This window comes from Arthrobacter sp. sptzw32 (assembly GCF_059089735.1).
In genome coordinates, this window is sequence record NZ_JBNHEZ010000010.1 from 1 (window position 1) to 26,434 (window position 26,434).

At 65.0% G+C, this 26,434-nt stretch carries 22 protein-coding genes, 1 tRNA gene, 1 rRNA gene and 1 riboswitch; of the genes, 14 read left to right on the forward strand and 10 right to left on the reverse strand.

What is annotated here, in order from left to right:
- From rrf to AC5RVN_RS16415, 3 genes are all read left to right on the forward strand, one after another.
- A 5S ribosomal RNA gene (rrf, locus tag AC5RVN_RS16405) occupies positions 1–96 on the forward strand; the annotation flags it as partial.
- 156 nt (positions 97–252) lie between these two features.
- Positions 253–762 carry an SRPBCC family protein gene (locus AC5RVN_RS16410; RefSeq protein WP_494042568.1) on the forward strand — a complete coding sequence of 170 codons (510 nt, stop codon included), beginning with the start codon at positions 253–255 and terminating at the stop codon, positions 760–762.
- A 102-nt stretch (positions 763–864) separates the two neighbouring features.
- The gene (locus tag AC5RVN_RS16415; RefSeq protein WP_494042567.1) at positions 865–2,235 is read left to right on the forward strand and encodes an FAD-binding oxidoreductase; all 1,371 of its coding nucleotides are present in this window, start codon (positions 865–867) and stop codon (positions 2,233–2,235) included.
- A gap of 2 nt (positions 2,236–2,237) precedes the next feature.
- On the opposite strand, the gene AC5RVN_RS16420 is transcribed toward AC5RVN_RS16415, so the two are convergent.
- The 4 genes from AC5RVN_RS16420 to otsA form a co-directional block, all read right to left on the reverse strand.
- Positions 2,238–3,653 carry a DUF4032 domain-containing protein gene (locus AC5RVN_RS16420; RefSeq protein ID WP_494042566.1) on the reverse strand — a complete coding sequence of 472 codons (1,416 nt, stop codon included), beginning with the start codon at positions 3,651–3,653 and terminating at the stop codon, positions 2,238–2,240.
- A 244-nt stretch (positions 3,654–3,897) separates the two neighbouring features.
- Positions 3,898–4,980 carry an ABC transporter ATP-binding protein gene (locus tag AC5RVN_RS16425; RefSeq protein ID WP_142043703.1) on the reverse strand — a complete coding sequence of 361 codons (1,083 nt, stop codon included), beginning with the start codon at positions 4,978–4,980 and terminating at the stop codon, positions 3,898–3,900.
- A 211-nt stretch (positions 4,981–5,191) separates the two neighbouring features.
- Positions 5,192–6,034, reverse strand: coding sequence for a trehalose-phosphatase (otsB, locus tag AC5RVN_RS16430; RefSeq protein ID WP_494138645.1), 843 nt, complete (start codon positions 6,032–6,034; stop codon positions 5,192–5,194).
- The gene (otsA, locus tag AC5RVN_RS16435; RefSeq protein WP_494138646.1) at positions 6,024–7,526 is read right to left on the reverse strand and encodes an alpha,alpha-trehalose-phosphate synthase (UDP-forming); all 1,503 of its coding nucleotides are present in this window, start codon (positions 7,524–7,526) and stop codon (positions 6,024–6,026) included. Before otsA ends, otsB begins: the two co-directional genes overlap by 11 nt.
- A 178-nt stretch (positions 7,527–7,704) precedes the next feature.
- Between otsA and AC5RVN_RS16440 the strand changes: the two genes are divergently transcribed.
- Positions 7,705–8,580, forward strand: coding sequence for a DsbA family protein (locus AC5RVN_RS16440; protein WP_494106203.1), 876 nt, complete (start codon positions 7,705–7,707; stop codon positions 8,578–8,580).
- 164 nt (positions 8,581–8,744) lie between these two features.
- Positions 8,745–8,818: transfer RNA gene (locus AC5RVN_RS16445), tRNA-Thr, on the forward strand.
- Positions 8,819–8,875: 57 nt separating this feature from the next.
- Here AC5RVN_RS16445 and AC5RVN_RS16450 read toward each other — a convergent pair.
- A complete protein-coding gene (locus AC5RVN_RS16450) occupies positions 8,876–10,297 on the reverse strand; it encodes an FAD-binding oxidoreductase (RefSeq protein WP_494138647.1) in 1,422 nt (473 codons plus the stop codon).
- A gap of 186 nt (positions 10,298–10,483) precedes the next feature.
- Between AC5RVN_RS16450 and AC5RVN_RS16455 the strand changes: the two genes are divergently transcribed.
- From AC5RVN_RS16455 to AC5RVN_RS16465, 3 genes are all read left to right on the forward strand, one after another.
- Positions 10,484–10,708: a hypothetical protein gene (locus AC5RVN_RS16455; protein WP_494138648.1), complete on the forward strand. Its 225-nt coding sequence runs from the start codon at positions 10,484–10,486 to the stop codon at positions 10,706–10,708.
- A gap of 58 nt (positions 10,709–10,766) precedes the next feature.
- A complete protein-coding gene (locus AC5RVN_RS16460) occupies positions 10,767–11,069 on the forward strand; it encodes a DUF4193 domain-containing protein (protein ID WP_494042560.1) in 303 nt (100 codons plus the stop codon).
- A 273-nt stretch (positions 11,070–11,342) separates the two neighbouring features.
- On the forward strand, positions 11,343–11,891 hold the full coding sequence (locus tag AC5RVN_RS16465; protein ID WP_494042559.1) for an AMIN-like domain-containing (lipo)protein: 549 nt from the start codon (positions 11,343–11,345) through the stop codon (positions 11,889–11,891).
- Positions 11,892–11,962: 71 nt separating this feature from the next.
- On the opposite strand, the gene AC5RVN_RS16470 is transcribed toward AC5RVN_RS16465, so the two are convergent.
- From AC5RVN_RS16470 to AC5RVN_RS16480, 3 genes are all read right to left on the reverse strand, one after another.
- Entirely contained in the window at positions 11,963–13,513 is a 1,551-nt protein-coding gene (locus AC5RVN_RS16470) for an APC family permease (RefSeq protein WP_494138649.1), read from the reverse strand.
- The gene (locus AC5RVN_RS16475; RefSeq protein ID WP_494138694.1) at positions 13,510–14,535 is read right to left on the reverse strand and encodes an agmatine deiminase family protein; all 1,026 of its coding nucleotides are present in this window, start codon (positions 14,533–14,535) and stop codon (positions 13,510–13,512) included. Before AC5RVN_RS16475 ends, AC5RVN_RS16470 begins: the two co-directional genes overlap by 4 nt.
- 65 nt (positions 14,536–14,600) lie before the next feature.
- Complete coding sequence (locus AC5RVN_RS16480) at positions 14,601–15,629, reverse strand: nitrilase-related carbon-nitrogen hydrolase (RefSeq protein ID WP_494138650.1); 1,029 nt, start codon at positions 15,627–15,629, stop codon at positions 14,601–14,603.
- Between the two features lie 217 nt (positions 15,630–15,846).
- On the opposite strand from AC5RVN_RS16480, the gene AC5RVN_RS16485 reads away from it, so the two are divergent.
- Positions 15,847–16,326, forward strand: a complete 480-nt coding sequence (locus AC5RVN_RS16485) for a Dps family protein (protein ID WP_494042556.1) — start codon at positions 15,847–15,849, stop codon at positions 16,324–16,326.
- Positions 16,327–16,418: 92 nt separating this feature from the next.
- Here the strand turns inward: AC5RVN_RS16485 and AC5RVN_RS16490 are convergent, their stop codons facing one another.
- Positions 16,419–17,990, reverse strand: a complete 1,572-nt coding sequence (locus AC5RVN_RS16490) for an MFS transporter (RefSeq protein WP_494138651.1) — start codon at positions 17,988–17,990, stop codon at positions 16,419–16,421.
- A gap of 65 nt (positions 17,991–18,055) precedes the next feature.
- Between AC5RVN_RS16490 and AC5RVN_RS16495 the strand changes: the two genes are divergently transcribed.
- The 4 genes from AC5RVN_RS16495 to AC5RVN_RS16510 all read left to right on the forward strand — a co-directional run bounded on the left by AC5RVN_RS16495 (position 18,056) and on the right by AC5RVN_RS16510 (position 24,560).
- Entirely contained in the window at positions 18,056–18,595 is a 540-nt protein-coding gene (locus AC5RVN_RS16495) for a TetR/AcrR family transcriptional regulator (protein WP_494138652.1), read from the forward strand.
- A gap of 89 nt (positions 18,596–18,684) precedes the next feature.
- A riboswitch (glycine riboswitch) is annotated at positions 18,685–18,783 on the forward strand.
- 179 nt (positions 18,784–18,962) lie between these two features.
- The gene (gene gcvP, locus AC5RVN_RS16500) at positions 18,963–21,863 is read left to right on the forward strand and encodes an aminomethyl-transferring glycine dehydrogenase (RefSeq protein ID WP_494106213.1); all 2,901 of its coding nucleotides are present in this window, start codon (positions 18,963–18,965) and stop codon (positions 21,861–21,863) included.
- A gap of 11 nt (positions 21,864–21,874) precedes the next feature.
- Positions 21,875–23,029 (forward strand): glycine cleavage system aminomethyltransferase GcvT, encoded by a 1,155-nt coding sequence (gene gcvT / locus AC5RVN_RS16505; RefSeq protein WP_494138653.1) that lies wholly within the window; start codon positions 21,875–21,877, stop codon positions 23,027–23,029.
- Positions 23,030–23,117: 88 nt separating this feature from the next.
- Positions 23,118–24,560 (forward strand): L-serine ammonia-lyase, encoded by a 1,443-nt coding sequence (locus AC5RVN_RS16510; protein ID WP_494138654.1) that lies wholly within the window; start codon positions 23,118–23,120, stop codon positions 24,558–24,560.
- A 46-nt stretch (positions 24,561–24,606) separates the two neighbouring features.
- Here AC5RVN_RS16510 and AC5RVN_RS16515 read toward each other — a convergent pair whose 3' ends face one another.
- Positions 24,607–25,152 (reverse strand): TspO/MBR family protein, encoded by a 546-nt coding sequence (locus AC5RVN_RS16515; RefSeq protein ID WP_494106195.1) that lies wholly within the window; start codon positions 25,150–25,152, stop codon positions 24,607–24,609.
- A 194-nt stretch (positions 25,153–25,346) separates the two neighbouring features.
- Between AC5RVN_RS16515 and AC5RVN_RS16520 the strand changes: the two genes are divergently transcribed.
- Complete coding sequence (locus AC5RVN_RS16520) at positions 25,347–26,420, forward strand: lipid II:glycine glycyltransferase FemX (protein WP_494138655.1); 1,074 nt, start codon at positions 25,347–25,349, stop codon at positions 26,418–26,420.
- The last annotated feature ends 14 nt before the right edge of the window (positions 26,421–26,434 follow it).

Genomic DNA, 26,434 nt, shown 5'->3' on the forward strand with positions numbered 1-26,434 from the left:
GAAACGCCCGGTCCCATTCCGAACCCGGAAGCTAAGACCCACAGCGCCGATGGTACTGCACCCGGGAGGGTGTGGGAGAGTAGGTCACCGCCGGACAACCATTACCAGTAGGGCCCTGACAAACGACGTCAGGGCCCCACTGCTTTAACCACCACACCCCGGCGAGCATGGCCGGGCCCTGACCAACCGTCAGGGCCCCACCGCTTTAACCACCACACCCCCGGCGAGCAGGGCCGGGTAGAGTGGAGCACCATGAACAGCCTCTTCAGCCACGGCAACGACCCTTTTGGAAGCGATGAGAAGAGTCCCTTGGATCTCCTCGAACCGGTGGTCAACACGGTGGTAGTGCCAGGAAGCGTGGCCCATGCCTTCGCCGGATTCACGGACCACACGCATCTCTGGTGGCCCCTGGAAACGTTCGGCGTGTACGGCGCGGGATCGTACGTCGAGTTTGAGGAGAACCTCATCCTGGAAACAGCCGATGACGGCCGGACCAGCATTTGGGGCACCCTTGATGACTGGCAGCCGCCCCTTTCCTTTCACGCAACCTGGCATCCCGGCTCCAGTGCGCTGTGGTCCACGGAATTGCTGGTGGTATTCCGGGCAGTGGAGGACGGCACGGAAGTACGCGTCTTCCATGACGGCTGGGAAGGGGCTGAGAACCCGGCCGCAGCCCGCGCCCAGTACCTCGCCGCGTGGCCGCTGATTCTTGCCAGGTATTGCCGTTTCATGGGCGCCCCTGAAGCCGGGGCGGAGGCCTGACTCGGCGGAATGAAGACGCGGGTCAGGACAGCCGGCGCAACCGTAACTGAAGGCCCCGGGTCCTAGACTTGTGGGACATGTGCGGCGAGGGATGGAGGCTTTGTGGGAAGCGTGGTTGAGGAGCTGGAGTCCGTGTTGGCGGCCGGCCAGGTGGACCGGACGGAAGCAACGCTCAGCCGGTACGCCGTGGACCAGGCGCCCATCCTCGACTACCAGCTGCCACTGGCAGTGGTCTTCCCGGAGTCCGTGCCGGAGGTGCAGGCCGTGGTACGGATCTGTGCTGACGGTGCTGTTCCCATCGTGCCGCGGGGGGCGGGAACCGGAGTTTCAGGCGGCGCCCACGCCACCAGGGACTGCATCATCCTGTCCCTCGAACGCATGGACCGCATTCTGGAACTGAACCCGGACGACGAAACAGCAGTAGTGGAACCGGGAGTCATCAACGCCGTGCTCAACGAGGCCGCTGCGGTGCATGGACTCATGTACGCCCCGGACCCGGCAAGCTTCCGCAGCTCCACCATCGGCGGCAATGTTGCCACCAACGCGGGCGGTTTGCGCTGTGCCAAGTACGGGGTTACCCGGGACTCGGTCCTCGCGCTGGACGTGGTCCTGGCGGACGGCTCGCTCATCCACACCGGCCACCAGACCTTCAAGGGCGTGGCCGGCTACGACCTGACCGGGCTGTTCGTCGGCTCTGAGGGAACGCTTGGCATTGTTGTGGGGGTGACGGTGCGCCTGAAGTACCTGCCCCGGGAGGTGCACACTGTCGCAGCTTTCTACCCGGACTTCCGTCTCGCTGCTGCCGGCGTCCTGGCAGTGGGAAGGGCCCGGGTGCAACCGGCCATCATGGAACTGCTCGACGGCGGTACACTCACCCAGCTGGATGAGATCCACGGATCGGACCTCACCGGGCGCGGCCGGTCTCTCCTTTTGATCCAGACGGACGGCTTCGGTGCTGCGGCAGAAGCCGAGGTAGTCCGGGAGGTTTTGAGCGCAGGCGGGGCGACCGTTACCACGGAAGCAAGTACAGAGGCAGAACGGCTGGTGGAGCTTCGCCGGCACAGCAGGGGTGTGGAGGTCGACGACGAGTATCGGGTGGGAGAGGACGTAGCCGTTCCCCGGTCGCGCCTCGTTGACTACGTCGCGGCCCTGGAAGCCATGGCCGCCGGTTACGGGGTGCACCTCAAGGTAGTAGCCCACGCCGGCGACGGCAACCTGCACCCCACCTTCTGGATAGACCGGAAGGACAACACGGTGGACACCGGGGCCATGGCCAGGCTCCAGCAGGTCCTGGACGAGTCCATTACTGCAGCCCTGCAGATGGGCGGGACAATCACCGGGGAGCACGGCGTAGGGCAGTACAAACTGCGGTGGCTTGGCCAGGAACAGGCGGAACCCGTCCGGGAGTTCCAGCGCAGGATCAAGGGCCTGTTCGATCCCGCCGGCATCTTCAATCCCGGTAAGGCGATCTGAACCTAGTCGTCCGAGTCCGGGTACTCGTCTATTGACTCGTCTTCGCCGTAGCGGGACTCTTCGGTCTCCACCTCAAGGATCTTGAGCAGTTCCGTGTCCGGGTTCAGCATAATGGCGGCTTCGTCGCGGCGGTGCCGCAGGATGGAGTCGATGTAGGACTGTACAGCTTCCGCCAACGGGATGTGCCGCTCCTGCTTTTCAGACATGTACCAGCGGTGCTCCAGGACCTCGTGCACCACTTCGGCCGGTTCGAGCTTGCCGGACAGGTCCCGCGGGATGGACCTGACGATCGGCTCGAAGATCTGGCTCACCCAAAGATGGGCGCTGTATTCCTCGTCCATGTCCGGGTTGTTGTCTGCCCGGAAGGAGTCCATGTCGTTCAGGAGCCGGCGTGCCTGGTTCTCCTGGGCGTCGATACCGGTGAGCCGCAACAGGCGGCGCATGTGGTGCCCGGCGTCCACCACCTTCGGCTGCAGCTGGATGGTGGCGCCGTTCTGGGTGGTCTTAATTGCATACTCCTCGACGTCGAAGCCGAGTTCGTTGAGCCGCCGGATGCGGGCGCCCACACGCCAACGTTCGCCCAGTTCGAAGGATTCCTTCTCCGTGAGCTCGGTCCAAAGGCGGCGGTAACTGTCCATGATCAGTTCGCTGGTGGCCACGGGGTCCACCTTTTCCTCGATCAGGCCGCCGTCCAGCAAGTCCATGAGCTCGCCCGCGATGTTAACCCGTGCAATTTCCAGGTCATACTCGCGTTGACCGGTAGAGAGGTCCGGATAGAGCTCACCGGTCTCGGCGTCCACCAGGTAAGCGGCAAAGGCGCCGGCGTCGCGGCGGAAAAGGGTGTTGGAAAGCGAAACGTCGCCCCAGTAAAAGCCGATCAGGTGCAGCCGCACCAACAGCAGCGCCTGTGCGTCGATAAGGCGAGTGAGCGTGTCCTTGCGCAGCATCTGCGAGAAAAGGGCTCGGTAAGGCATGGAGAACTTCAGGTGCCGGGTCACCAGCACGGGGTTCAGCGGCCGTCCGTCCAGGGTGGTACGGCCGGTGATGACGGCGACGGGCTCCACGCAGGGAACGTCCAGCCGGGCCAGCTTGCGGAGCATGTGGTATTCGTGCCGGGCAATGTGTTCCGAGGTTTCCTTGATGGCGATCACCGAGCCCCCGAGGTGGGCGAACCGGACGATGTGCCGGGAGATACCGCGGGGGAGTGCGGCCAGGTTCTCTGCAGGCCAGTCCTCCAGCGCGATGTGCCAGGGCAGGTCGAGCAGTTCGGGATCAGCCGCTGCCGCAGTGATGTTCAGGGAACTGTAGACCGAAGCTTTGCCGTCGTCCGCGCTGGCCGCCACGAACCGGGGGAGTTTCCCCACCTGCGCATAGTCGGTGGGTTCATCGTGCCACTGGGCGCTGTATTCCTCGGTCATGGGTCAATTCTTCCGTACAAGGGCGTGGCCAGCTAATCCTTCTGCCCGCGCAGTTAAAGGCCGACGGCGGCCCGTCCAGTAAGGAGGGGCCGCCGTCGGTTCATACGGAGGTTAGGGTGCTGGTTGGGCCCACGCCGGCAGGGTTCCCTGACCGAAGCGGAGCGAGGTTAGGGTGCTGGTTGGGCCCACGCCGGCAGGGTTCCCTGACCGAAGCGGAGCGAGGTTAGGGTGCCGGTGGGGAGGACTAGTCGCCCAGGCGCAGGCCGGTCTTGGTGTCGAACAGGTGCACGTGGCCCGACTGCGGGCGGACGTAGATGGACTCGCCCTTCATCGGGGGGCGGCGGCCGTCGACGCGTGCCACGATGTCGTGGTCCTTGCCGTCAAGGGTGGTGTGGCCGTAGACGTAGGCGTCGGCACCGAGCTCTTCGACGACGTCGACCTCTACCTTCAGGCCTTCGCCGTGCGGTGCGGTCTCGAGGTCCTCAGGGCGGGAACCGAGCGTCACGGTGGAGCCGTGGGCCTCTTCGAGGACGGAACGGGGTACCGGGTAAACCGTGCCGCCGAACTGCACACCGCCGTCGACCACCGGCAGTTCGAGCAGGTTCATGGCGGGGGAGCCGATGAAGCCGGCCACGAAGACGTTCTTGGGCTTGTCGTACAGGTTGCGCGGGGTGTCCACCTGCATCAGCAGGCCGTCCTTCAGCACGGCCACGCGGTCGCCCATGGTCATAGCCTCAACCTGGTCGTGCGTCACGTAAACGGTGGTGACGCCCAGGCGCCTGGTGAGGGATGCGATCTGGGTGCGGGTCTGCACACGGAGCTTAGCGTCCAGGTTGGACAGCGGCTCGTCCATGAGGAAGACCTGCGGGTTGCGGACGATGGCGCGGCCCATGGCCACACGCTGGCGCTGACCGCCGGAGAGTGCCTTCGGCTTGCGGTCCAGGTAGGGCTCGAGGTCAAGGAGCTTGGCGGCTTCACGGACGCGCTCGGCGCGCTCTTCCTTGGAGACGCCGGCGATCTTCAGTGCGAAGCCCATGTTGTCGGCCACAGTCATGTGCGGGTACAGCGCGTAGTTCTGGAAAACCATCGCGATGTCGCGGTCCTTCGGGGGAACGTCGGTGACGTCGCGGTCGCCGATCAGGATGCGGCCTGCGTTGACGTCCTCGAGGCCTGCTAGCATGCGCAGGGAGGTGGACTTACCGCAACCGGAGGGTCCCACGAGGACCAGGAATTCGCCATCGGCGATGTCGATGTTGAGCTTATCGACGGCGGGCTTTTCTGTGCCCGGGTACAGACGCGTAGCGTTATCAAAAGTAACTGTAGCCACAGTTATCAATCCCTTCACCGGCAGGTACGTGCCGGACGATCCGTTGTGAATGGTTCATGTTTATTCAGTTTTGTGGTGCAGGCGCTCCCGCATCAGTACTTGGGAGCGCCGAGTGACGCCGCACGGTGTCTGTGCGCCACATCACAAGCAAGAGTATGTCAGATGTTGTGCATTTGGGCTCAAATGTTACGGAGGTCACATGTGAGCTTGCTTAACTGCGGCCCTGGAAGCCCTGCTGGTCCTCCTCTGCGACCACCAGGCTCCGCTCCTGCAGCAGCACCTCCAGCATCTCTGCCACGTGCACCGGCGCCTCCACCCGGTACTGGGCCTGGGTGAAGTCCAGCCCCACCTTCACGCCCACGTCCCCCGGCTCCAAACGGGCCAGCGCGTCCTCGTCCGTGGTGTCGTCGCCGGCAAACAGGACAGCCGTGGCGCCGGTGACCTGCCGCAGGAAGGTGACCCCCTCACCCTTGGAAGCATTGACAACCGATGTTTCCAGGACCCGCTTTCCGTCCTTGAGGAAGACGCCTTTCCGGTCCTGCAGCAGTGAGCGCGCGGCGGATACGGCGTCCTGGGCTACGTCATCCGCAGCCTGGCGGGTGTGCAGCACCACGCCTGCCGGCTTGTCCTCGAGCATGGTGCCCGGCGCCTCCGCGACGATCTCCGCCAGGATGCCGCGGACCTCGGCCAGGAGGGCCTTTTGTTCCCCGTCCAGGGTCAGCCCGGTGGATCCAGGCCCCAGCCAGGCCTCGGCCCCGTGGCTGCCGATCAGCAGGGTGTCCACCGGCGGGGACGCTACGGCGCGCAGGCTGGCGAGGGCGCGTCCGGAGATGAGGGCCGTCGTCGTGCGGGGCAGCACGGCGAGTCCGGCGAAGGCCGTGGCTGCACGGGGAAGGGGACGGGCGTCGTCGGCGTGGCCCACGATGGGAGCCATGGTGCCGTCGAAGTCCAACGCCACCAGCAGATTGTCCGTCCTGGCGATGGTGCGGAGGGCTTCCCGGAGCTCCGGTGTCAACGCCAGCCTGCCGTTGCCGGCCCGGCTGTCAGGAGTCATCACGGACCACTTTTTCCTTCAACGCCTGCAGGAAGTCAGCGGACCAGTGGTCCACATCGTGTTCAAGGATCTGCTTGCGCATTGCCCGCATGCGCCGCGAAGCGTCCCGCGGCGACATCTCGACCGCCCGCATGATGGCGCTCTTCAGGCCGTCGATGTCGTGCGGGTTCATCAGCAGGGCCTGCTTGAGCTGGTCTGCGGCGCCGGCGAACTCGCTGAGCACCAGCGCACCGTCGTTGTTGGTGCGTGCGGTGACATACTCCTTTGCCACCAGGTTCATGCCGTCCCGCAGGGCGGTGACCAGCATGACATCGGCGGCCAGGTACAGGGCCACCATCTCCTCCACGGGGTAGCTGTGGTGGAGGTAGCGGACCGCGGTGTTCTCGAGGGTGTCGTAGGTGCCGTTGATGTGGCCTACCGTGCCTTCCACTTCCTCGCGCAGGAGCCGGTACTGCTCAACGCGCTCGCGGCTGGGGCTGGCTACCTGGATCAGGGTTGCGTCGGACACGGACAGCTTGCCGTCGGCCAGGAGCTCCTCGAAAGCCTTCAGCCGGTGCCGGATGCCCTTGGTGTAGTCCAGCCGGTCCACGCCCAGCAGGATGGTTTTTGGGTTGCCAAGGTCCTGCCGGATCTGCCGCGCCCGCTCGATGATCTCCGGCTTTTGGGCCAACTCGCTGATCTGCTGGACATCAATGGAGATGGGGAACGCCTGGGCCCGGGCGATGTGCGTTATCTTCCCGTCCTGGCCCTTGACGTGCACCTGCTGCTGCTTGACGCTGGCGCCCAGGAAGCGGCGGGCTGAACGCATGAAGTTTCCGGCGTCGCTCGCCCGCTGGAAACCCACCAGATCTGCGCCGAGGAGGCCGTCGATGATGGCCTGGCGCCAGGGCAGCTGGGCGAAGATCTCTGGAGGCGGGAACGGAATGTGGTTGAAGAAACCGATCCGGAGGTCCGCCCGCGCTTCGCGGAGCATCCGCGGCACCAGCTGCAGCTGGTAGTCCTGGATCCACACTGTGGCGCCCTCGTCGGCATGGCGTATGACGGCGTCGGCGAACCTTCTGTTGACCTTGCGGTAGGCGTCCCACCACGTCCGGTGGAATTCAGGGGGCGCGATGACGTCGTGATAGAGCGGCCACAGCGTGGCGTTGGAGAAACCCTCGTAGTAGAGCTCGACGTCGTCCGCGCTGAGCTGCACCGGGACCAGGTCCATTCCGCTGTGGCTGAAGGGCTCCACGGTCTCGTCCGGGGCGCCGTGCCAGCCCACCCAGGCGCCGTCGGTCTTGGTCATCATTGGTGCCAGCGCGGTCACCAGGCCACCGGGGGAGCGGCGCCAGCCGGAGCCGTCGTCGCCGTTTTCGCCGGGGGCGCAACGGTCTACGGGCAGTCTGTTCGAGACCACCATGAAGTCATACTTGGTTTCTCCGCCATGGCGTGAGCCGGCGGCGCCGGACCCGGCTGCGGTGGAAGGTTTTTCCTGGACGGGTGTTTGCATTGCGGCCCCCTGGGGTTGCTTGTGGCTCTTAGTTCACCCTAACGGGACGGAATCTTCCGTGCTATTCGTCCGTTGTGTATCCGGCAGAATACTTGAACAGGCAAGCTCTCAGTTTTCTCCCCTAAAATGGGAGGGTTGCCACGAAATGGTCCCCCTCGTCGATCGACCCAAGGAACACATGAGCCCCGCTAATGAAGTACGTAAGTCCAAAGCTGAGCGCACCGCGGAGGCCCGCGAAAAGGCGCGGCTGATCCGTGAAGCCCAGCTGAAAAAGGACAAGCGCAACAAGCTGCTGATCGGGTGGGGAATTGTGGCGGCCGTGGTGGCCATCCTGGCAGTGATCGCATTGGTGGTAACCACCGGAATCCGGCAGAACACCCCCATCGCGGACCAGGGACCGGTGCCTGCCAGCGCGAATGTGAACGGCGGTGTGACCCTGCTGGCGAACACCGAGGTCAAAAAGACGGACCCGGCGACGGTGGACTTGGCAAACCTTCCGGCCAAGCCTGATACGCAGCCCAGCCCCGTGGTGGCGCCCGGCGCCGAGGCCGAGCAGGGCCAGCCGGTGAAGGTCATTGCCTACATCGACTTCATCTGCCCGGTCTGCCTGCGGTTCGAGAACACGTACAACGAAGCGCTCACCACGCTCCGTAATGAAGGCAAGATCTCCATGGAGTACCGCCCGCTGGGCTTCCTGGACCGCCAGTCCACCACGAACTACTCCTCACGCGCAGCCAACGCTGCAGCCTGCGTGGCGGACAAGGCACCGGAAAAGTATGCGGAATACGTTGACGTCCTGTTTGCCAACCAGCCCGCCGAAGGCGGAGCCGGGCTCTCCGACGACAAGCTGAAGTCCCTGGCCACTGACATCGGGGCCGATATCAACAGCTGCGTGGACGACAAGACCTTCCGCCCTTACGTGAAGTACTCCACGGAGCTGGCGGCCAACAGCGGCATCACCGGAACGCCCACCGTCTTCATTGACGGCAAGCAGTGGGACGGCGCTGCCGACCTTAACGCTGAAATCCAGGCAGCAATCGACGCCAAGGCCTGATCGCGTCCGGCCGAAAGGGCCCGCCGCCGGACACGGTCCGGCTGCGGGCCCTCCCTTTTTGCGCCGGCATCCGCCACGGCAACCAAAACCCGGGCGTTTTTACCACCGGGAGGACTTGGGCTAACCTTATCTAGCGCCGTTCAGGCGCCTGCCCGCCAGGGCACGCCTCCTTAGCTCAGTTGGCCAGAGCACCGCTCTTGTAAAGCGGGGGTCGTCGGTTCGAATCCGACAGGGGGCTCTTTTTCTTCCCCCGCCTCCGCGGCCCCGGGCGGTAGGCCAACTAAGTCCCGGTCAGCTAAGTCCCGGTCGGCGGGATGTTGTGGTTCAGGCGCAGCAGATTCTTCGGATCGTATTTGTCCTTGAGGGCAACGAGCCGCTGGTACTTGTCCGGGCCGTAGGCGCTGCGCGCAGCGTCCGCCTCCTTGACCCCGAGCTCTGCCCCCAAAAAATTCACATATTCCCCCTGCTCGGCGAACGGACGCATCAGCGTGTAGGCCTTGCGGGCGAAGGCGGTCAGCCGCTCGTCCTCGCCGGCGTCACGCCAGAACCCGTAAACGTTGAGCCAGTAACGCGCCGACCGGTTCGGGAACGCAGTCGCCTCCTCCGGAACCCGCCCGAAGACGCCCTCCAGATGGTGGATGTCAATGCCGGTTCCCTCCCATGCCAGTTCGGAGGCGAATCCCACCACCACATCAGCCACCTCCTCATCCAGCCGCGAGAACGAAACGTTTTTCCAGTAGCCGCGTGAGCCCTTGGGAAACACGGCGTCCATGGCGGATTGCCAGTCCAACCAGGGAGTTGGTCCAACTTCCGCTTCGTCCGGGGGAGCGACCTCCCGGAGTTGATCCACAATGGCGAGGCCGGCCTGGTGGTCCTCGCCCGCCCAGGCGAAGCCGAGGACCATCCACGGCTCACTGCCCATGCCGAATTCCGCCGGAAAGACCAGGAAGGAGATGATCGGGTTCATCTGGTCAGGCAGGTCCCGGGTCCAGGCATCGAACGCGAGCAGGGCGTTCTTCCAGTGCTGTCGCCGGTAGAACAGGTTGCCACCCAAGGGCGCCGCCGGCAGGGGCATCGCACGGAAGGTGAAAGAGGATACGACGCCGAAGTTACCGCCACCGCCACGCAACCCCCAGAACAGCTCAGGGTTTTCGTTTTCGCTTGCGTGCAGGTGCTCGCCGCCGGGAGTAACCACATCCACAGCGGCAAGATTGTCCAGGCTCAGCCCGCCTGTTCGAGTCAGCCAGCCCACTCCGCCGCCGAGGGTAAGCCCTGCCACTCCCGTCCCGCTGATGACTCCCAGGGGGACCACCAACCCGTAGGCAGCTGTGGCCCGGTCCACGTCAGCCAAGGTGGCTCCCGGCTCGACAGTGACGAGGCGGCTTTCGGCATCGACAGTGACAGCACGGAGCAACCCCAGGTCCAGCACCAGCCCGCCGTCGACGGTGCCGTGGCCGGCGATGTTGTGTCCTCCGCCGCGCACCGCCAGGGCAAGGCCGCTTCGGCGTGCAGTATCCAGGGCAAGGTCAATGTCCGAGACGGCCTTCGCCCTGGCGATGGCGCGGGGGCGGAGATTCACCATGCCGTTCCACACCGCCCGGGCTTCCTCGTACAACGGATCCTGCGGCTCGATCAACGTTCCCTGCAGCTGTCCACCCAGGTCACGCAGTGACTGCTGGACCTCAATTTCCGGAGTATTGGAATGAGCTGTGGCCATCGCTGTTACTTCCACATCAGAGGGCAAGGGCAATCAACCTGAAATGCCGATGGCGGGAGTTTAGGAGCAGTGCCCTTTGCGGGTCAACAGCCTTTTTGAATCCCGCTCCCTGCATCAGCAGCGGGATTAATATGTCCGAGACGGGGACGAAACGCGGCCACAACATTGGCTGCGTACGGTCGCGGCATGACAGCTCAATTTCCGGCCCGGATCCGTGCCTGGTTCGCGCATACCTTCTACTGCGAAGCCCCTGGCCAGGCTGCAGATGCCATGGCCGATGTGACGCGGTGGGCCTGGCTGCCGGCGCTCAGCGGCGTGGCAGTCGGTGGTGACCACGCGTATGCACGGCACGCCGAGGCCGCGGCGGAAGATCTGTTGGACCATACTGGCGCCCGCGGAAAGGCAGAATGACCTAAACTGCCTGAGGTGCCTGAAACGGCGCTGTGCAGCAAGGAAAGTGGAACACGCTATGGCTACCGATTACGACGCTCCGCGCAAGCAGGAAGAAGAGTCTCCTGCCGACTCCCTGGAGGCCCTTCAGGCCACCCGCGGCGCCACCGTGCAGACCGCGGTGATCGACCTCGACGAGAACGACACCGCCGAGGGCATCGACCTGCCCGGCGCCGATCTTTCCAACGAGGAACTGACGGTTGTTGTTGTTCCGGAACAGTCAGATGAGTTCACCTGCTCGTCATGCTTCCTGGTCCGCCACCGCTCCCAGGTGGCCCGCGAAAAGAACGGCATGAAGTACTGCCGCGACTGCGAAGGCTGACTTTCATACCCCGGGAGCGCCGGCCACTTTACCGGGAGTGCGGCGCCCTTCAGTCCCTTCCCGGCGTCGTTATCCGGCATAACGGCCGGGTCCAGAAACGGCACCGGAACGGTTAAAAACGGCGGCGAAAGAACCCCGGATTTACAATTGTGTGATGCGGATTCCGGCTTCCTTACGGTTCCGCGCCGAAGCGGCCACAGGCCTCGTATTCAGTAGTGCAGCGCTCCTACGCTTGAGCTATCCAACCGCTCCACTCCTCTGGATGGCACCACAATGAAAAAACTCCTCATCTGGCTCACGGCTCTCCTCATGGCTGTCGGGCTGGGAATTCTGGTTCCGGGGCCTGCCTCGGCTACCACATCGTATTGCGGTCTCCAGTGGGGGTCACTGGCAAAAGCCAACCCCACCTACAGCACCGCTTCTGTCACGAACGTCCGGACCGGGCAGCACTACTGCTTTGACCGGATGGTGGTTGACCTCAACGGCCCGGCTACGGGCTACACCGTCAGGTACGTCCGGAACATTGTCCAGGACGGGTCCGGCTTCACCATCCCGGTAAAGGGTGGCGCACGCCTGCAGGTCTCCGTGCATGCGCCGTCCTATGACCAGAACGGCAACGCCACGTACAACCCGCCGGCGAAGGCCGAACTGTCCAACGTGACCGGGTACCAGACCTTCCGGCAGGTGGTTTACGCCGGAAGCTTCGAGGGCCATACCAGTATTGGCCTGGGTGTCCGCGCACGGCTGCCGTTCCGGGTCTTTACGCTGGACGGCCCCGGATCGGGTTCACGCCTGATTGTGGACGTGGCCCACTTCTGGTGACCCAACAAAAAAGTGCCGCATCCCGGAAACGGGATGCGGCACTTTTTGGGTGTGCACGAAGGAAGACCGGATTACTCCGGAACCACCAGGGCGGGGGTGTCCCGCTTGAGGGTCCCGCCGCGGAAGAAGGCGGGACGCAGCCGGGACATCACCAGCATGAACACCGCGCCCAGGGCCAGGATGCCCACCCCGAGGACAAACACGAGTCCCACCCCGAACACCTCGGAACCACTGCCGAATTCGGGAGCCCAGCTGTCCACGGCGGTCTGGAGGAACACCACGAACAGTCCCACGCCGCCGAGCACCGGGCAAAGGAACCGCAGCAGGAAGTTGCGGAGGCCCTGGAAGGCGCTGTTGCGGAAGTACCAGGCGCAGGCAATGGCCGTCAGCCCGTAGTAGAAGCAGATCATCAGGCCAAGCGCCAGGATGGTGTCGTTCAGGACGTTCTCGCTGACTACGTGCATCACTGCGTAGAACCCCGCGGACACCAGGCCGGCGGCGACCGTGGCGTAGCCCGGCGTCGAGAAGCGCTTGCTCACCCGGCTGAACGGCTCCGGCAATGCGCCATAGTGGGCCATGGCCAGCAGGCTGCGGGACGGGGACATAAACGTGGATTGCAGCGAGGCGGCGGAGCTGGAGAGCACTGCCAGGGACATCAGGATGGCGAAGGGGCCCATGATGGGGGAGGCCAAAGCCGTAAAGATGTTCTCGTGGTTCTCGGTGTTGTTCAGGCCGTTGCCGGTGTCCCCGACGCCGGCGTACATCATGGTGGCGATGCTCACCAGCAGGTAGATCGCCAGGACAATCAGGGCGGTCAGCGTGCCCGCGATGCCTGCAATCTTTTTGCCGTTGGCGGTTTCCTCGTTCACGGTGAGGCAGACGTCCCAGCCCCAGTACACAAAGATGGACAGCGAAATGCCTGCGGCGATCTGCCCGAACGTCTCGATTTTGGTGACGTCGAACCAGTCCCAGCTGAAGGAGATGGCCGTTGCAGAGGTGGACCAGTTGGCGAAGGCCATGGCAACAAACAGCCCCAGTACCAGCAGCTGGAAGCCCACGAGGCCGTACTGCACCAGTTTGGTGGTGTGCAGCCCCCGGTAGCTCACCCACACCGCAAGGGCAACGAACACAAAGCAGGTCAGAACGTTCAGCGGCTTGTTTGCGGCCAGGTCGGCCAGCTCGGGCGAACCCGTGAGCTGGGAGAGGAAGAGGTAAAAGAAGTCCACCGCCACGCCGGCCAGGTTGGACAGGACGATGATGTTGGCGGCGAGCAGTCCCCAACCGCCCATCCAGCCAACCCAAGGACCGAAGGCCTTGGTGACCCAGGTGAAGGTGGTGCCGCTGTCTGGGGAGTCGGCATTGAGCTCCCGGTAGGCCAGGGACACCAGGATCATCGGAATGAACCCGATCAGGAAGATCACCGGCAACTGCAGCCCGGCTTCGTTGACCGTGGGGCCAAGCGCGCTGGTGAGCGTGTAGGCCGGGGCAATGGTGGAGATGCCAAGAACGACGACGGCGAGGAGCCCCAGCTGCCCGCCCTTCAGGCCCTTGGGGGTGATTTCGGAGGCGGCGCCGGGGGCATTCCTGCCGGCAGAGGAATCCGTGCGGATGGTTTCTGTCATGACACCACTTTCTGGAAGGCAGCAGGTTGCTGTTGGGTGATGCAGTGGATTCCCCCGCCGCGGGCAAACAGTTCGCGTGCGTCGATGGCAACGATGCGCCGCCCGGGGTAGGCCTCCGCAAGGATCTGCAGGGCTTTGTCGTCCTGTGGGTCATTGAAGCTGCAGGCGATGACTGCGCCGTTGACCACCACGTGGTTGATATAGCTGTAGTCCACGAACCCTTCCTCGTCCCGGAGCATTTCCGGTGCGGGGACTTTGATGATGTTCCACTTCCGGCCCGCGGCGTCCGTGGTGCCGCTCAGGAACTCGATGATCTCCCGGCTGACCTCGAAGTCTGGGTGTTCCGGGTTTTCCTGGGCATGGACCAGCAGCGTGCCGGGGGAGGGTATGGCTGCAACGATGTCCACGTGGCCCCGGGTGCCGAAGCGCTCGGAGTCGCGGGTCAGGCCGCGCGGCAGCCACACCACGTGGGTGGCGCCGATGGTGCGGGCCAGTTCCTGCTCGACGTCGGCGCGGCTGAGGCCGGGGTTCCGGCCGGGATCGAGCTGAACGGTTTCGGTGACGAGGACTGTTCCCTGGCCGTCCACCTGGATTCCGCCGCCCTCGTTGACGAGCGTGGACAGGATATGGCGGGCTCCGGAGCGGCCGGCCACCTCACCGGCGATCAGGGCATCCTTGTCCCATTGCGCCCAGTCCTGCCCGCCCCAGCCGTTGAAGACCCAGTCAACGGCACCAAGCTGCCCCTCACCATCCAGGACGAAGGTTGGACCGATGTCGCGCATCCACGCATCGTTCAGCGGGGCTGCGAGTACCTCAATCCCTGGGTGCAGGTAGGCGGCGGCCGTTTTGACGTCACCGGGGTCCACCACCATGGTGACGGGTTGGAATTCGACGGCGGCATTCGCCACTGCGGCCCAGGTGGACCTGGCTGCGTGGGCGGCTTCTGGCGATTCACCAAGGGTGTAGCCGCCGGCGGGAAAGGCCATCCAGAGCCGCACCTGTCGGGCCGTTTCGGCGGGCATCCGCCACTGCGGGGCCTGCTCCGACTGCGCTGGGGTGCTGACGGCATGACGGAGCCCGGCGGCGGTCACGAGCACACCTCCGCGAACCCGCGCTCGCCGCCAATGGATTCGTTCAGGCGGACGGGTTCGGTGAGGCGGCCGTAGGTATCAGGGCGGCGTGTGGCGAGGAACGGGAACAGGGTCAGCCAGTCCTTCCGCTGGTCCAGGTCCAGGTCAGCCACCAGTACTGCAGAGGCGTCGCGGGGTGCCTGGGCGAGAATCCGGCCGTAGGGATCGGAGATGAAGGACGAACCGTAGAAGTCCAGGGTGCCTTCGCTGCCCCAACGGTTCGGGGCAACCATAAAGAGTCCGTTGGCGATGCCGTTTCCGACGATCACCTGCTGCCAGAGCGGCTGGGTGTCGAAATCGGGGTGGTCAGGTTCGGAACCTATGGCCGTAGGGTAAACCACGATTTCCGCACCGCCCAGGGAGTAAAGCCGGGCCACCTCGGGGAACCACTCGTCCCAGCAGGTGGGCATGCCGAGCCGTGCGCCACCGAGTTCGGCGGGTGCATGCACCTCGTACGCGTCTGCTGAGGCCGGGCCCTTACGGAAGAACTTGTCCTCGTAGTAGCCGGCGGTCACGGGGATGTGGAGCTTGTGGGTCCGTGCCAGAAGTTCACCCCCGGGCGAGACCAGGATGGCTGTGTTCAGGCCCAGTCCGTCATCCTGTCCGTCCGGGTTCCCGGCGCGCTGGTACAGGGAAGCGTGGATAGATACCCCATGGCGCCGGGCAGCGTCTGAAGCGAATTGGAATGTGGGGCCTGTGAGCAGGTCCTCGGCGAGATCCGATGGCCGGGACCGGCCCGGGCCTTCAGCGGGATCGTTGTGCGGGCGCGTGTCGGCAGGGTATCGCGAGAGCGTCAGCTCAGGCAGGAAAACTACGGCCGCGCCCAGGTTGGCGGCGCGGCCGATGCCCTCGTCCAGTTCAGCCTCGACGGCGGCTTTGTCGGTTTGCCACCGGTGCTGGACCACGCCGACGCGCAGGGCCGGGCGGCCGGACGGCGATGTCCGGGCCGGGGAGGCGGGTGCGCCGAGGCAGGAAATTTCGATCATGTTGGCTACTCCAGTGAGACGATGGTCACTAAATGAATGACGTTCATTTAGTATGCGGTTCAACCGGCCCGGATGCAAGGAGAATATGAACCGCGTTCGTTTATTTCGGCGGAAGCACAATTAGTAAGCTCACTGAGAAATTTTGCCGGCAGGCCCGCCAGGGCCGCCCGCCGGGCTGGTAGCGTCGGAATCACAGGAACAATCGAGGAGGATGCATATGAAAGCTTCACCGACACTGACCAACAACCTGCAGGCCGTGCTCACTGACCTGATCGACTTGCACATCCAAGGCAAGCAGGCCCACTGGAACATTGTGGGGACCAACTTCCGGGACCTTCACCTGCAACTGGACGAGATTGTTGACGCCGCCCGCCAGTTCGCCGATGACACGGCCGAGCGGATGCGCGCCCTGCATGCCCTCCCGGACGGCCGCAGTTCCACGGTGGCCGAGTCCACCAGCCTCGCTCCCTTCCCCGAAGGCCTGATCAGCACCAAGGACGCCATCGAGCGGATCGTTGCGGCACTTGAGGCTGCCGTAGGCACCATGCGGAAGGTCCACGATGAAGTCGACGAGGAAGATCCCACCTCGGCCGATCTCCTGCACGAGTTCATTCTGAAGCTGGAACAGTTCGCATGGATGGTGAACGCCGAAAACATGAAGCCCACCGCCAGCGTCACTGCACCTGACGCACAGTAGTCCCGCTGCCCGCACGGGCAGGATCTGCAGGCGCCCGTCACCGGAGGGTGTCCTCCGGTGACGGGCGCCTCTTGCTGTCCGGGCCGCGCCTCTTACGGCGCCTTGGGCACCTTCCGCAGCACGACGGCGGCGAAGACTGCCGCCGTCGCCATCAGCACCAGCCCGATTGCGGCGGTGATATGGACGCCGGAGTCGAACGCGGCGCCGGCTGCCTGCCGGAGTGCGTCAGCAAGGGGTGCCGGAAGGCTTGCTGCGAGCTCCATCGCTCCTGCCAGGGTTTCGCCGGCACGTGCGCTTTCGTGCCCGGGGGCGGCAGCAGCAAGGCCTTCCGGGAGCCGCAGGTTGTGCTGGTAGGAGGCTGTGAGAATGGAGCCCAGCACGGCGGTTCCCAGCAGGGCGCCCACCTCATAACCCGTCTCTGAGATCGCTGATGCTGCCCCCGATTTTTCCGGCGGTACGCTGCCGAGGATGAGGTCATTGGAGATGGTCTCCGCTGTTCCTACGCCAAGTGCCAGGACCAGCAGGGCAGCGAGCAGCAGTGCCGGGCCGTTGGTATGGCTGCCGAAGGTTACCATGCTGTAGCCGGCGGCACTCATGGCCAGTCCGGCGCCAACCACAAAACCCGGACGGATCCTCCGCACCACCGGCACCACCGCCAGGCCCGCCACAACGGTTGCCACCAGGGCCGGAACCATCGCCACTCCTGCTGCGGAAGGAGACATTCCCTCGAGGAGCTGAAGGTGCTGGGCCAGGAAGAGGATGAAACCGTTGAAGGAGAACAGCGCCAGGACATTGGCGGTGATGGCCATGCTGAACACGCGGTTGCGGAACAATGACATGTCCAGCAGCGGGCACTCGAGCCGCTGTTGCCGGCGGACAAAAACGGTACCCATTACCAGGCCGAAGGCCGTACTCCCCATTGCCAGTGCGCCGAAACCTTCAGTGGCGGTTTCCTTGATGCCGTAGACCACCGGAACCATGGTGAGCAGCGAGAGCAGGATGCTCGGCACATCCACCCTTCCAGGCGCCGGATCCCGGGATTCAGGGATAAACGCCGGGCCGAAAACCAGCAAAGGGATCATGATGGGCACAGCGACCAGCAGGACCGCTCCCCACCAGAACTGCTCAACCAGCCACCCGCCAAAAATAGGCCCGAGCGCCGCGCCTCCGGAGAAGCCCGCAGCCCAAATGGCGATGGCCAGCCGCCGGCGGTTCGGGTCCACGAAGATGTTGCGGATCAAGGACAGGGTGGAGGGCATCAGCATTGCCCCGAAAAAGCCCAGCGCGGCCCGTCCGGCTATCAGCCAGCCGGCGTCGGGTGCGAAGGCGGTTACTGCTGATACTGCCGCGAAACCAATGCTGCCGGTAATGAGCAGCCGGCGGCGTCCGATCCTGTCGCCGAGGCTTCCCATTGCCACCAGCAGCCCGGCCAGCACCAGCGGGTAGGCGTCCACAATCCATAGGAGTTCCACTCCCGTGGTGCCCAGCGCACTGGCTATGGCGGGCAGCGCGAAGGTCAGCGCCGTATTGTCCACGGCAACCAAAAGAACCGGAAACATCAGGAGGGCCAGTGCGAGCCAATCGCGGCTGCCGCCGTTCGCAGAACCGGCGCGCCGCACGGTGGTGGCGGTGATGTTCGATGGGGAAGCAGGGGAAGACATCATCCTGGAACTATACCGTCCGGACGGTACAGTTAAGAAACCGGCCGCGACAATGCATGATGGAAGCCATGCCCCGAAAACCTGTAGCGCGAGACGCTGTCCTGGACGCCTTCGAAGAACTCCTGATTGACGTGGGCGAAAGGGCAGCCACCTTGGAGGCGGTGGCCAAGCGGGCCGGTGTTTCCAAAGGCGGCCTGCTGTACCACTTTCCCAACAAGGACGCCCTGATCACCGCCACCCTGGAACGGCTGGACCGGCTCGCAGGGGAAGATTTCGCTGTCATGGCGGCCGCGCCGGAGGGGGCGGCGGCGTACTTCATCCGGTCCTCGCTCTGGTCTGACACCCCTATGGACCGTTCCTTTGTGGCCGCAACGCGCCTGGCTGAGGTAGCCCATGAAGATGCCCGGCGCCGCTTTGCCGCCATCCAGCAGCGATGGCTGGACCTCATCGGCAAGGACGTTGGCGCGCCGATGGCAAAAGCAGTGCTGTACATGGGGGACGGGCTGTACTTCAACGCCATGTGGGAAAGCGGGCCATCGGGAAACCCCGCTGACAGGCAGGCGGAGGTGGACGAACTCCTTGCCGCCGTCCACCGGCTGAGGGGTTAGCCGGTATTTGCTCCTGCGCCCGGGGCGTAGGAGAATTGGCCATGTGCGGGCCGTGACCGGCCGCAAGAAAAAACAAAATGAATAGCCTTTGATCTGCGGCGGGAGAGTTCTGCCGGAAGGTACTGGCAGGCGCCGTAGGAGCAATACCTCCCCAGGAATCTCACAGGCCCATGTACCGCCGCGGCGAGGCAACTCTGGAAAGCAGCAGGCTGTCCGCAGAGGCATCCGGAATTTGGATACCAGGACTGCTGTGCTCACCGACGGTGCAAGCGGGCAGGCGGAAGCCGGCGTCGCGGAAACTCTCAGGTCCAATACAGAGCGGGGAGGGACCCGAATCGATGCGGCATACCCTGACGCCGCCATAACCATGGAGTTCCTCGTGACTGTATCCTCGGCCTCCGCCACTGCCGCCACCGCAGGCCACGCTTCTTCAGCTGCGGCCGCCGCTTTCGTTGACCGGCACATCGGCGCCCGCCGGGAAGACGACGTCGCCACCATGCTCAAGGCCATTGGCTACGACACCGTGGACGCGCTGGTTGACACCGCCGTCCCCAAGGACATCCGGCAGGACACTGCACTGGAACTGGCAGGCGCGCTCAGCGAGGTGGAGGCGCTGGCTGAACTGCGAAGGCTCGCAGCCAAAAACAAGACCGCCGTGCAGATGATCGGCCAGGGGTACTACGACACCGTGACGCCCCCGGTGATCCGCCGCAACATCCTTGAGGGCCCGGCCTGGTACACCGCCTACACCCCCTACCAGCCCGAGATTTCCCAGGGCCGCCTGGAGGCGCTGCTGAACTTCCAGACCATGGTCCAGGACCTGGTGGGCCTGCCGATCGCGAACGCTTCCCTGCTGGACGAAGCAACCGCGGTGGCCGAGGCCGTCCTGATGATGCGCAGGGCAAATAAGAATACAGAAGCCCGCGACGGCAAGACGGTGTTGGATGCCGACTGCCTGCCGCAGACCATCGCCATCGTCAGGGGCCGCGCCGAGGCGCTGGGTTTTGAGGTTGAGGTCGCAGACCTCTCCAAGGGCCTGCCCGACGGCGTCATCAACGGTGTGGTGCTCCAGCAGCCCGGTGCTTCCGGCCGGGTCTTCGACCACACCGCCGTGATCGCCGACGCCAAGGAGCGCGGTGCCCTGGTGACAGTGGCGGCCGACCTGCTCGCCCTGACCCTCATCACGCCTCCGGGGGAGCAGGGCGCGGACATCGCCGTCGGCTCTGCCCAGCGCTTCGGCGTCCCGCTGTTCTACGGCGGACCGCACGCCGCCTACATGGCCGTGCAGAAAGGCCTGGAGCGTTCCATGCCCGGCCGCCTGGTGGGTGTTTCCAAGGATTCCGCCGGGGTTCCTGCCTACCGTCTGGCCCTGCAGACCCGCGAGCAGCATATCCGCCGCGAGAAGGCCACCTCCAACATCTGCACCGCCCAGGCGCTGCTGGCCATTGTGGCCTCGATGTACGCCGTCTACCACGGCCCGGAGGGACTGAAGGCGATCGCCCGGTCCGCCCACGCGCACGCCAGGATCCTCGCCGCTTCCCTTGAAGGCGCCGGCTTTGAGGTGCTGCACAGGAGCTTCTTCGACACCGTCACCGTCTCCGCGCCCGGCAAGGCTGCGGGCATCGTGGCTGCCGCCGAGGCCAAGGGCATCAACCTGCGCAGTATCGACGCGGACACGGTGGGCTTCTCCACCGATGAGACCACGACGCCGGATGTCGTCGACGGCGTCCTGGCCGCCTTCGGTGCCCCGCCGGCAGAGGTGACAGGAGCGTTTGTCCTGGACGCCGCCGTCGAGCGCTCCTCGGACTTCCTGCAGCATCCGGTGTTCAACACCTACCGCTCGGAGACGCAGCTGCTGCGTTACATCCGGAAGCTTTCAGACCGGGACCTGGCGCTGGACCGCACCATGATCCCGCTGGGCTCCTGCACCATGAAGCTGAACGCCACGGCCGAGATGGAAGCTATCTCCTGGCCGGAGTTCGCCTCCATCCACCCCTTTGCCCCGGACTCGCAGACCGAGGGCTGGCGTGAGCTGATATCCGGGCTCGAAGCGGATCTTGCGGAGATCACCGGATACGACCAGGTGTCCATCCAGCCGAACGCCGGCTCCCAGGGTGAGCTCGCGGGCCTGCTTGCCATCCGTGGCTACCACCACTCCCGTGGGGACCAGCAACGGAACGTCTGCCTGATCCCGGCGTCGGCCCACGGCACGAACGCGGCCTCCGCCGTCCTCGCGGGCATGAAGGTGGTGGTGGTCGCCACCGCGGCCGACGGCACCATTGACCACGCCGATCTGTACGCCAAGATCGAGGCCAACAAGGACGGGCTGTCCTGCATCATGATCACCTACCCGTCCACCCACGGTGTGTACGACGCCGACGTGCGCGAGGTCTGCGACGCCGTCCACGCCGCGGGCGGCCAGGTGTACGTCGACGGTGCCAACCTGAACGCTTTGGTTGGCCTCGCACAGCCGGGCAAGTTCGGCGGCGACGTCTCCCACCTGAACCTGCACAAGACCTTTTGCATCCCGCACGGCGGCGGGGGCCCCGGCGTCGGCCCGGTCGCTGCCAAGGCACACCTGGCACCGTTCATGCCCGGCAACGCGGCCACCTGGACTGAAGGGAAGGACGTCCCGGTCTCGGCCTCGAAGTACGGTTCCGCCGGCGTGCTGCCCATCTCCTGGGCCTACGTAAAGCTCATGGGCGGTCAGGGGCTCACCGAGGCCACCAAGTCCGCCCTGCTCGCCGCGAACTACATCGCCGCGCGCCTGGACGATTCCTTCCCGGTCCTGTATACGGGAGAAGGCGGGCTGGTGGCCCACGAGTGCATCCTGGACCTGCGCGAACTGACCGCAAGGACCGGTGTCACCGCCGAGGACGTGGCCAAGCGCCTCATCGACTACGGCTTCCACGCCCCCACCCTGGCGTTCCCGGTAGCAGGGACCCTGATGGTGGAACCCACCGAATCGGAGGACCTCGCGGAGATCGACCGGTTCATCGAGGCCATGATCACCATCCGCGCGGAGATCGACCAGGTGGCCGACGGCGACTTCGCTGTCACCGACAGCCCGCTGCGCAACGCTCCACACACCGCCGCGGCCGCCATCAGCAGCGACTGGAACCGTGCCTACCCGCGGGAGCAGGCGGTGTTCCCGGTCAAGTCGCTCCGGCAGGACAAGTACTTCCCGCCGGTGGGCCGCATCGACGGCGCAGCAGGGGACCGGAACCTTATCTGCTCCTGCCCGCCGCTGTCCGAGTTCGAGAACTGAGGACCGGCGCCATGACGGAGAAGTACACCGCGCTCTACGACGAGCACAAAAAACTGGGCGCGTCCTTCACGGACTTCGGCGGCTGGCAGATGCCCCTGAAATACAGCTCCGAACTCGCAGAACACCACGCCGTCCGCAAGAGCGCCGGCCTGTTCGACCTCTCCCACATGGGCGAGGTCTGGGTCACCGGCCCGGATGCCGCAGCGTTCCTTGATTACTCCCTGGTGGGGAAGATGTCCGCCATGGCTGTGGGCAAGGCCAAGTATTCGCTGATTTGCAACGAAGACGGCGGCATCATCGATGACCTCATCGTCTACCGGCGCCCCGAAGGCACCGGAAGCGACGGTACCAACGTCTTCCTGGTGGTGCCCAACGCAGGCAACGCCGCGGTGGTGGCCGCCGCCCTTGCCGAACGCGCCGCCGGCTTCGACGTCGTGGTTGACGATGCGTCCGCAGCCACCTCGCTGATAGCCGTCCAGGGCCCGAAGGCGCAGGAGCTGCTGCTCCGCCTCGTCCCCGCAGCGCACCACGCCCTGGTGACGGAACTGAAGTACTACGCTGCCGCTGAGGTTCCGCTCCTGGTGTCCGGTGCCGGGATGGATCTTCTGCTGGCCCGCACCGGCTACACCGGCGAGGACGGGTTCGAGATTTTTGTAGCGAACGACGACGCCCCCGGCCTTTGGCAGGCACTCCTCGCCATCGCGGAGGACGGGGAACTGACGCCGGCGGGCCTGGCCTCCCGCGACTCCCTCCGCCTGGAGGCGGGGATGCCGCTGTACGGCAACGAGCTGTCCCTGCAGAGTGACCCCTTCGCCGCCGGGCTGGGACCCGTCGTCGGGCTTTCCAAGGAAGGCGACTTTGTGGGCAAGGCAGCGCTGGCGGCCAAAAAGGAAGCCGGTGCGGGCACGACGTCCGGCCGCAGGCTGGTGGGGCTCAAAGGCCTGGGCCGGCGCGCCGGCCGGGCACACTACCCGGTCCTCAACGACGGTGCGGTCATTGGCGAAGTCACCTCCGGCCAGCCGTCACCCACCCTGGGATACCCCATCGCCCTGGCGTACGTCGACGTCGGGTTCACCGCCGCCGGCACCGCCCTCGAGATTAACCTCCGAGGCAAGGCAGAGCCCTTCGAAGTCGTCAACCTCCCGTTCTATCGACGCCCCACGTAGGTTTTCGTGGTTACCTTGGCCCGCCGCCTTGGTGATGCCTTGGCCGCTCCACCCAACCCGATCACGCACGTTTTAGTTAGGAACCACCATGGCTGTCGGAGTCTTTGACCTTTTCTCGATTGGGCTCGGGCCGTCCAGTTCTCATACCGTGGGGCCGATGCGGGCTGCGGCCGTTTTTGCGGAGGAGTTAGAGTCTTCCGGTGCGCTGGACCGGGTGGCGTCGTTGCGGGTTGACCTGTATGGGTCGCTCGCGGCGACGGGCCATGGGCATGGGACGATGACGGCGATCCTGCTGGGGTTGGAGGGGTTCCATCCGGAGCTGATTCTGCCCGATGAGGTGGAGGAGCGGCTGGCGGCCATTGCAGAGACGGGGATGCTGCAGTTGGCTGGTGCGGTGGCCCTGCCGTATGGGGTCAAGGACATGGTGCTGCGGCCGCTGACCGTCCTGCCGCGGCACACCAACGGGATGACCTTCACAGTGTCCGACGCCGGCGGCAATGTCCTGCATACGGCGACGTTCTTTTCGGTGGGCGGCGGGTTCATTGTCCGGGAGGGTGAGGAGGACGCGGCGCGGCAGGAGCTGGAGGAGTCCAAGAAGGAGCTGCCGTTGCCGTTCCGGACCGCTGCGGAGCTGTTGGAGCATTGCCGGGAGACCGGCCTGGGTATCAGTGATGTGATGCGGGTGAACGAGGAGGACAGCCGGACTCCGGAGGAGATCCGGGCGGGTCTGTTGCATATTTACTCGGTGATGGAGGGCTGCGTAGCCACCAGCCTGAAGCGTGAGGGTGTGCTGCCTGGGGGGTTGAAGGTCCGCCGCCGGGCCCCTGACTGGTATGACCGGCTGCGGAAGGAAAGTGCCCGCCCGGCCGGGGAGGGCCAGGACGGCGAGGGCCAGGAGGGGGAGTTCCATGACCCGAAGTATTGGCAGGAGTGGGTGAACTTGATTGCCCTGGCGGTGAATGAGGAGAACGCCTCCGGCGGCCGGGTGGTCACCGCGCCTACGAACGGTGCGGCGGGGATCATCCCGGCGGTGCTGTACTACGCGCTGCATTTCGCGCCGGGGATGGAGAACGCCAGCCAGGAGGACCGTGAGGATGTGGTGGTGAAGTTCCTGCTGGCCGCCGGTGCTGTCGGGGTGCTGTACAAGGAGCAGGCTTCGATCTCGGGGGCTGAGGTGGGGTGTCAGGGGGAGGTGGGTTCGGCGTCGTCGATGGCCGCGGCGGGCCTGGCTGAGGTGATGGGTGGTACCCCGGCGCAGGTGGAGAACGCTGCCGAGATCGCGATGGAGCACAACCTGGGCCTGACGTGTGATCCGATTGGCGGGCTGGTGCAGGTGCCCTGCATTGAGCGGAACGCGATCGCCGCTGCGAAGGCGATCAACGCGGCGAAGATGGCGCTCTGGGGTGACGGCTCCCACCGGGTGTCCCTGGATGAGGTCATTGTGACCATGCGCGAGACCGGAAAGGACATGAGCTCCAAATACAAGGAAACGGCCATGGGCGGACTCGCCGTCAACGTGGCCGTGTGTTGAGGCGCCGCGCCCTTACTGGACACCCGTTCCGTGGTATCGCTCCGCGTCAGTTGTGAAGCGCAGCCCACCAGTTGAGCGTTGCCGCGAACACCAGCCAGCTGATGTACGGCAGCAGGAGCAGCCCTGCGGCACGGCTGATCGGGCCGAAATACAGGACGGTCACCGATACCGCGGCGATGAGTGCAAGGATGACGATCAGCGCAAGCCATAGGGCAGCTGAACCGATGGCGGGGTAGAGACCAAAAAATACCGGAGTCCACGCCATGTTCAGTACGAGCTGGACTCCGTAGACCGTCAGTGCACGCCCGGTACCTGGCTCCTGCTTCCGCCAGACCAGCCAGGCCGCCACGGCCATCGCTGTGTAGAGGACGGTCCAGACCGGGCCGAAGACGCTGTTGGGCGGCGACCAGGGCGCCTTGTCGGCCGTGGCATACCAGCCGTTCACATTATTGAACGTGGCGAGGGAACCCAACCCTGCAACGAGGAACGACGCCGCCAGGAGGGCAAGCAAAGCCGCTGTCTGCCTGCCGGCCCCCGGCCGCCCGGTGTTCTTGTCCTGCGGATCCGCCAACTTTCCCCGATACGGTTGCATGGCCCAACCCTTGCCAACGCCGTTTCCGGAGTCAAGGTGGCACTGGCGGAGCAGCGCGCACCCCCGCTATCTGAAAAGTCCGGACCCGCCGGACTGGAATGCCGGAACGCCGCCAGGCTTTAGACTTGAGGCTGCATGTCCGCACGCAGCCACGAGTACAGAACCGCGCACAACCCTGATTGGACACGGCCCCCTTGCGAGAATTCACCGCACGTTTTGCCACCGCCGAGGAAATTGAAAACTGGGACAAGCACGTCACTGCCAACCCGAACGGCGGCAACATGCTGCAGTCGGCTGCGTATGCGTCGGTTAAGAACGGCACTGGCTGGAAGGTCCGGTTCCTGGTGCTGGAAAGCCCAGGCGCCGCCAGCTACAACCTGGTACTCGAGAAGCGGTTCCCGGTGCTGGGCCGCCTCTGGTACCTCATTAAAGGCCCCGACCTCGCGGCCCCCGGGGACCTGAAAGCGGCCCTCGCCGCCTGTGCCGGCTTTGCCCGAGCCAGGAAACTGAACGTGTTCACCATCAAGATCGAACCGGACATCACTGACTCAGCCGGTGCCCAGGCGCAGCTCGCTGAAGCAGGTCTGGTAAAAGCTCCCAACATCCAGTCCAACGACTCCACCGCCCTGCTGGACATCTCCGGCCCGGAAGAAGCCGTGTTCAAGGCCATCTCCTCCCGCGCCCGCAACGCCATCCGCCGCGCTGAGCGGGAAGGCTGCCAGGTGCTCCGAAAGGAACACGGCCCCGAAACCTACCGGGCGCTCTATGACCTCATGGCGGACACGGTCAGCGCCAAGGGGTCCATGCCGCTGCGCAGCTATGACTACTACGCCGCATTCTGGGACGAGTTCTGCAACCGCGGCCAGGGCAACTTCTTCTTCGTCTACGAGGACGGCAAACCCAGCGTGGGGGCCTTCGTTATCAACTACGGAGCCAAGGCCACCTACAAGGACGGCGGCTCAACCCAGAACCGCAAGCAGTACGGTGACTCCCACCTGGTCCAGTGGGCAGCCATCAAGCGCATGCAGGAACTTGGCTGCACCGAATACGACTTCTGCGGCACGCCCCCCTCAGCCCGCATCAAGGACAAGAGCCACAACCTCTACGGCATGGGGATGTTCAAAACCAGCTTTACCAAAACCGTCACGGATTTTGTCGGATGCCACGATTACGTTCTTGCTCCCCTGAAGCACCGCCTCTGGGTCAAGGGCGCCGAAAAAGTCTTCCGGCGGATCGAAACCGCGCGGACCGGCCAGCAGTTCTACTGACCTGAGACACCCGG

Coding starts and splice junctions, on each gene's coding strand:
- AC5RVN_RS16515 (WP_494106195.1), bottom strand. CDS start 25,152: ATGCAACCGTATCGGGGAAAGTTGGCGGATCCGCAGGACAAGAACACC.
- AC5RVN_RS16490 (WP_494138651.1), bottom strand. CDS start 17,990: ATGATGTCTTCCCCTGCTTCCCCATCGAACATCACCGCCACCACCGTG.
- AC5RVN_RS16510 (WP_494138654.1), top strand. CDS start 23,118: ATGGCTGTCGGAGTCTTTGACCTTTTCTCGATTGGGCTCGGGCCGTCC.
- AC5RVN_RS16450 (WP_494138647.1), bottom strand. CDS start 10,297: ATGGCCACAGCTCATTCCAATACTCCGGAAATTGAGGTCCAGCAGTCA.
- AC5RVN_RS16495 (WP_494138652.1), top strand. CDS start 18,056: ATGCCCCGAAAACCTGTAGCGCGAGACGCTGTCCTGGACGCCTTCGAA.
- AC5RVN_RS16470 (WP_494138649.1), bottom strand. CDS start 13,513: ATGACAGAAACCATCCGCACGGATTCCTCTGCCGGCAGGAATGCCCCC.
- AC5RVN_RS16460 (WP_494042560.1), top strand. CDS start 10,767: ATGGCTACCGATTACGACGCTCCGCGCAAGCAGGAAGAAGAGTCTCCT.
- AC5RVN_RS16465 (WP_494042559.1), top strand. CDS start 11,343: ATGAAAAAACTCCTCATCTGGCTCACGGCTCTCCTCATGGCTGTCGGG.
- AC5RVN_RS16420 (WP_494042566.1), bottom strand. CDS start 3,653: ATGACCGAGGAATACAGCGCCCAGTGGCACGATGAACCCACCGACTAT.
- AC5RVN_RS16410 (WP_494042568.1), top strand. CDS start 253: ATGAACAGCCTCTTCAGCCACGGCAACGACCCTTTTGGAAGCGATGAG.
- gcvP (WP_494106213.1), top strand. CDS start 18,963: ATGGAGTTCCTCGTGACTGTATCCTCGGCCTCCGCCACTGCCGCCACC.
- AC5RVN_RS16440 (WP_494106203.1), top strand. CDS start 7,705: ATGAGCCCCGCTAATGAAGTACGTAAGTCCAAAGCTGAGCGCACCGCG.
- otsB (WP_494138645.1), bottom strand. CDS start 6,034: ATGACTCCTGACAGCCGGGCCGGCAACGGCAGGCTGGCGTTGACACCG.
- AC5RVN_RS16485 (WP_494042556.1), top strand. CDS start 15,847: ATGAAAGCTTCACCGACACTGACCAACAACCTGCAGGCCGTGCTCACT.
- AC5RVN_RS16475 (WP_494138694.1), bottom strand. CDS start 14,535: ATGCCCGCCGAAACGGCCCGACAGGTGCGGCTCTGGATGGCCTTTCCC.
- AC5RVN_RS16455 (WP_494138648.1), top strand. CDS start 10,484: ATGACAGCTCAATTTCCGGCCCGGATCCGTGCCTGGTTCGCGCATACC.
- AC5RVN_RS16480 (WP_494138650.1), bottom strand. CDS start 15,629: ATGATCGAAATTTCCTGCCTCGGCGCACCCGCCTCCCCGGCCCGGACA.
- otsA (WP_494138646.1), bottom strand. CDS start 7,526: ATGCAAACACCCGTCCAGGAAAAACCTTCCACCGCAGCCGGGTCCGGC.
- gcvT (WP_494138653.1), top strand. CDS start 21,875: ATGACGGAGAAGTACACCGCGCTCTACGACGAGCACAAAAAACTGGGC.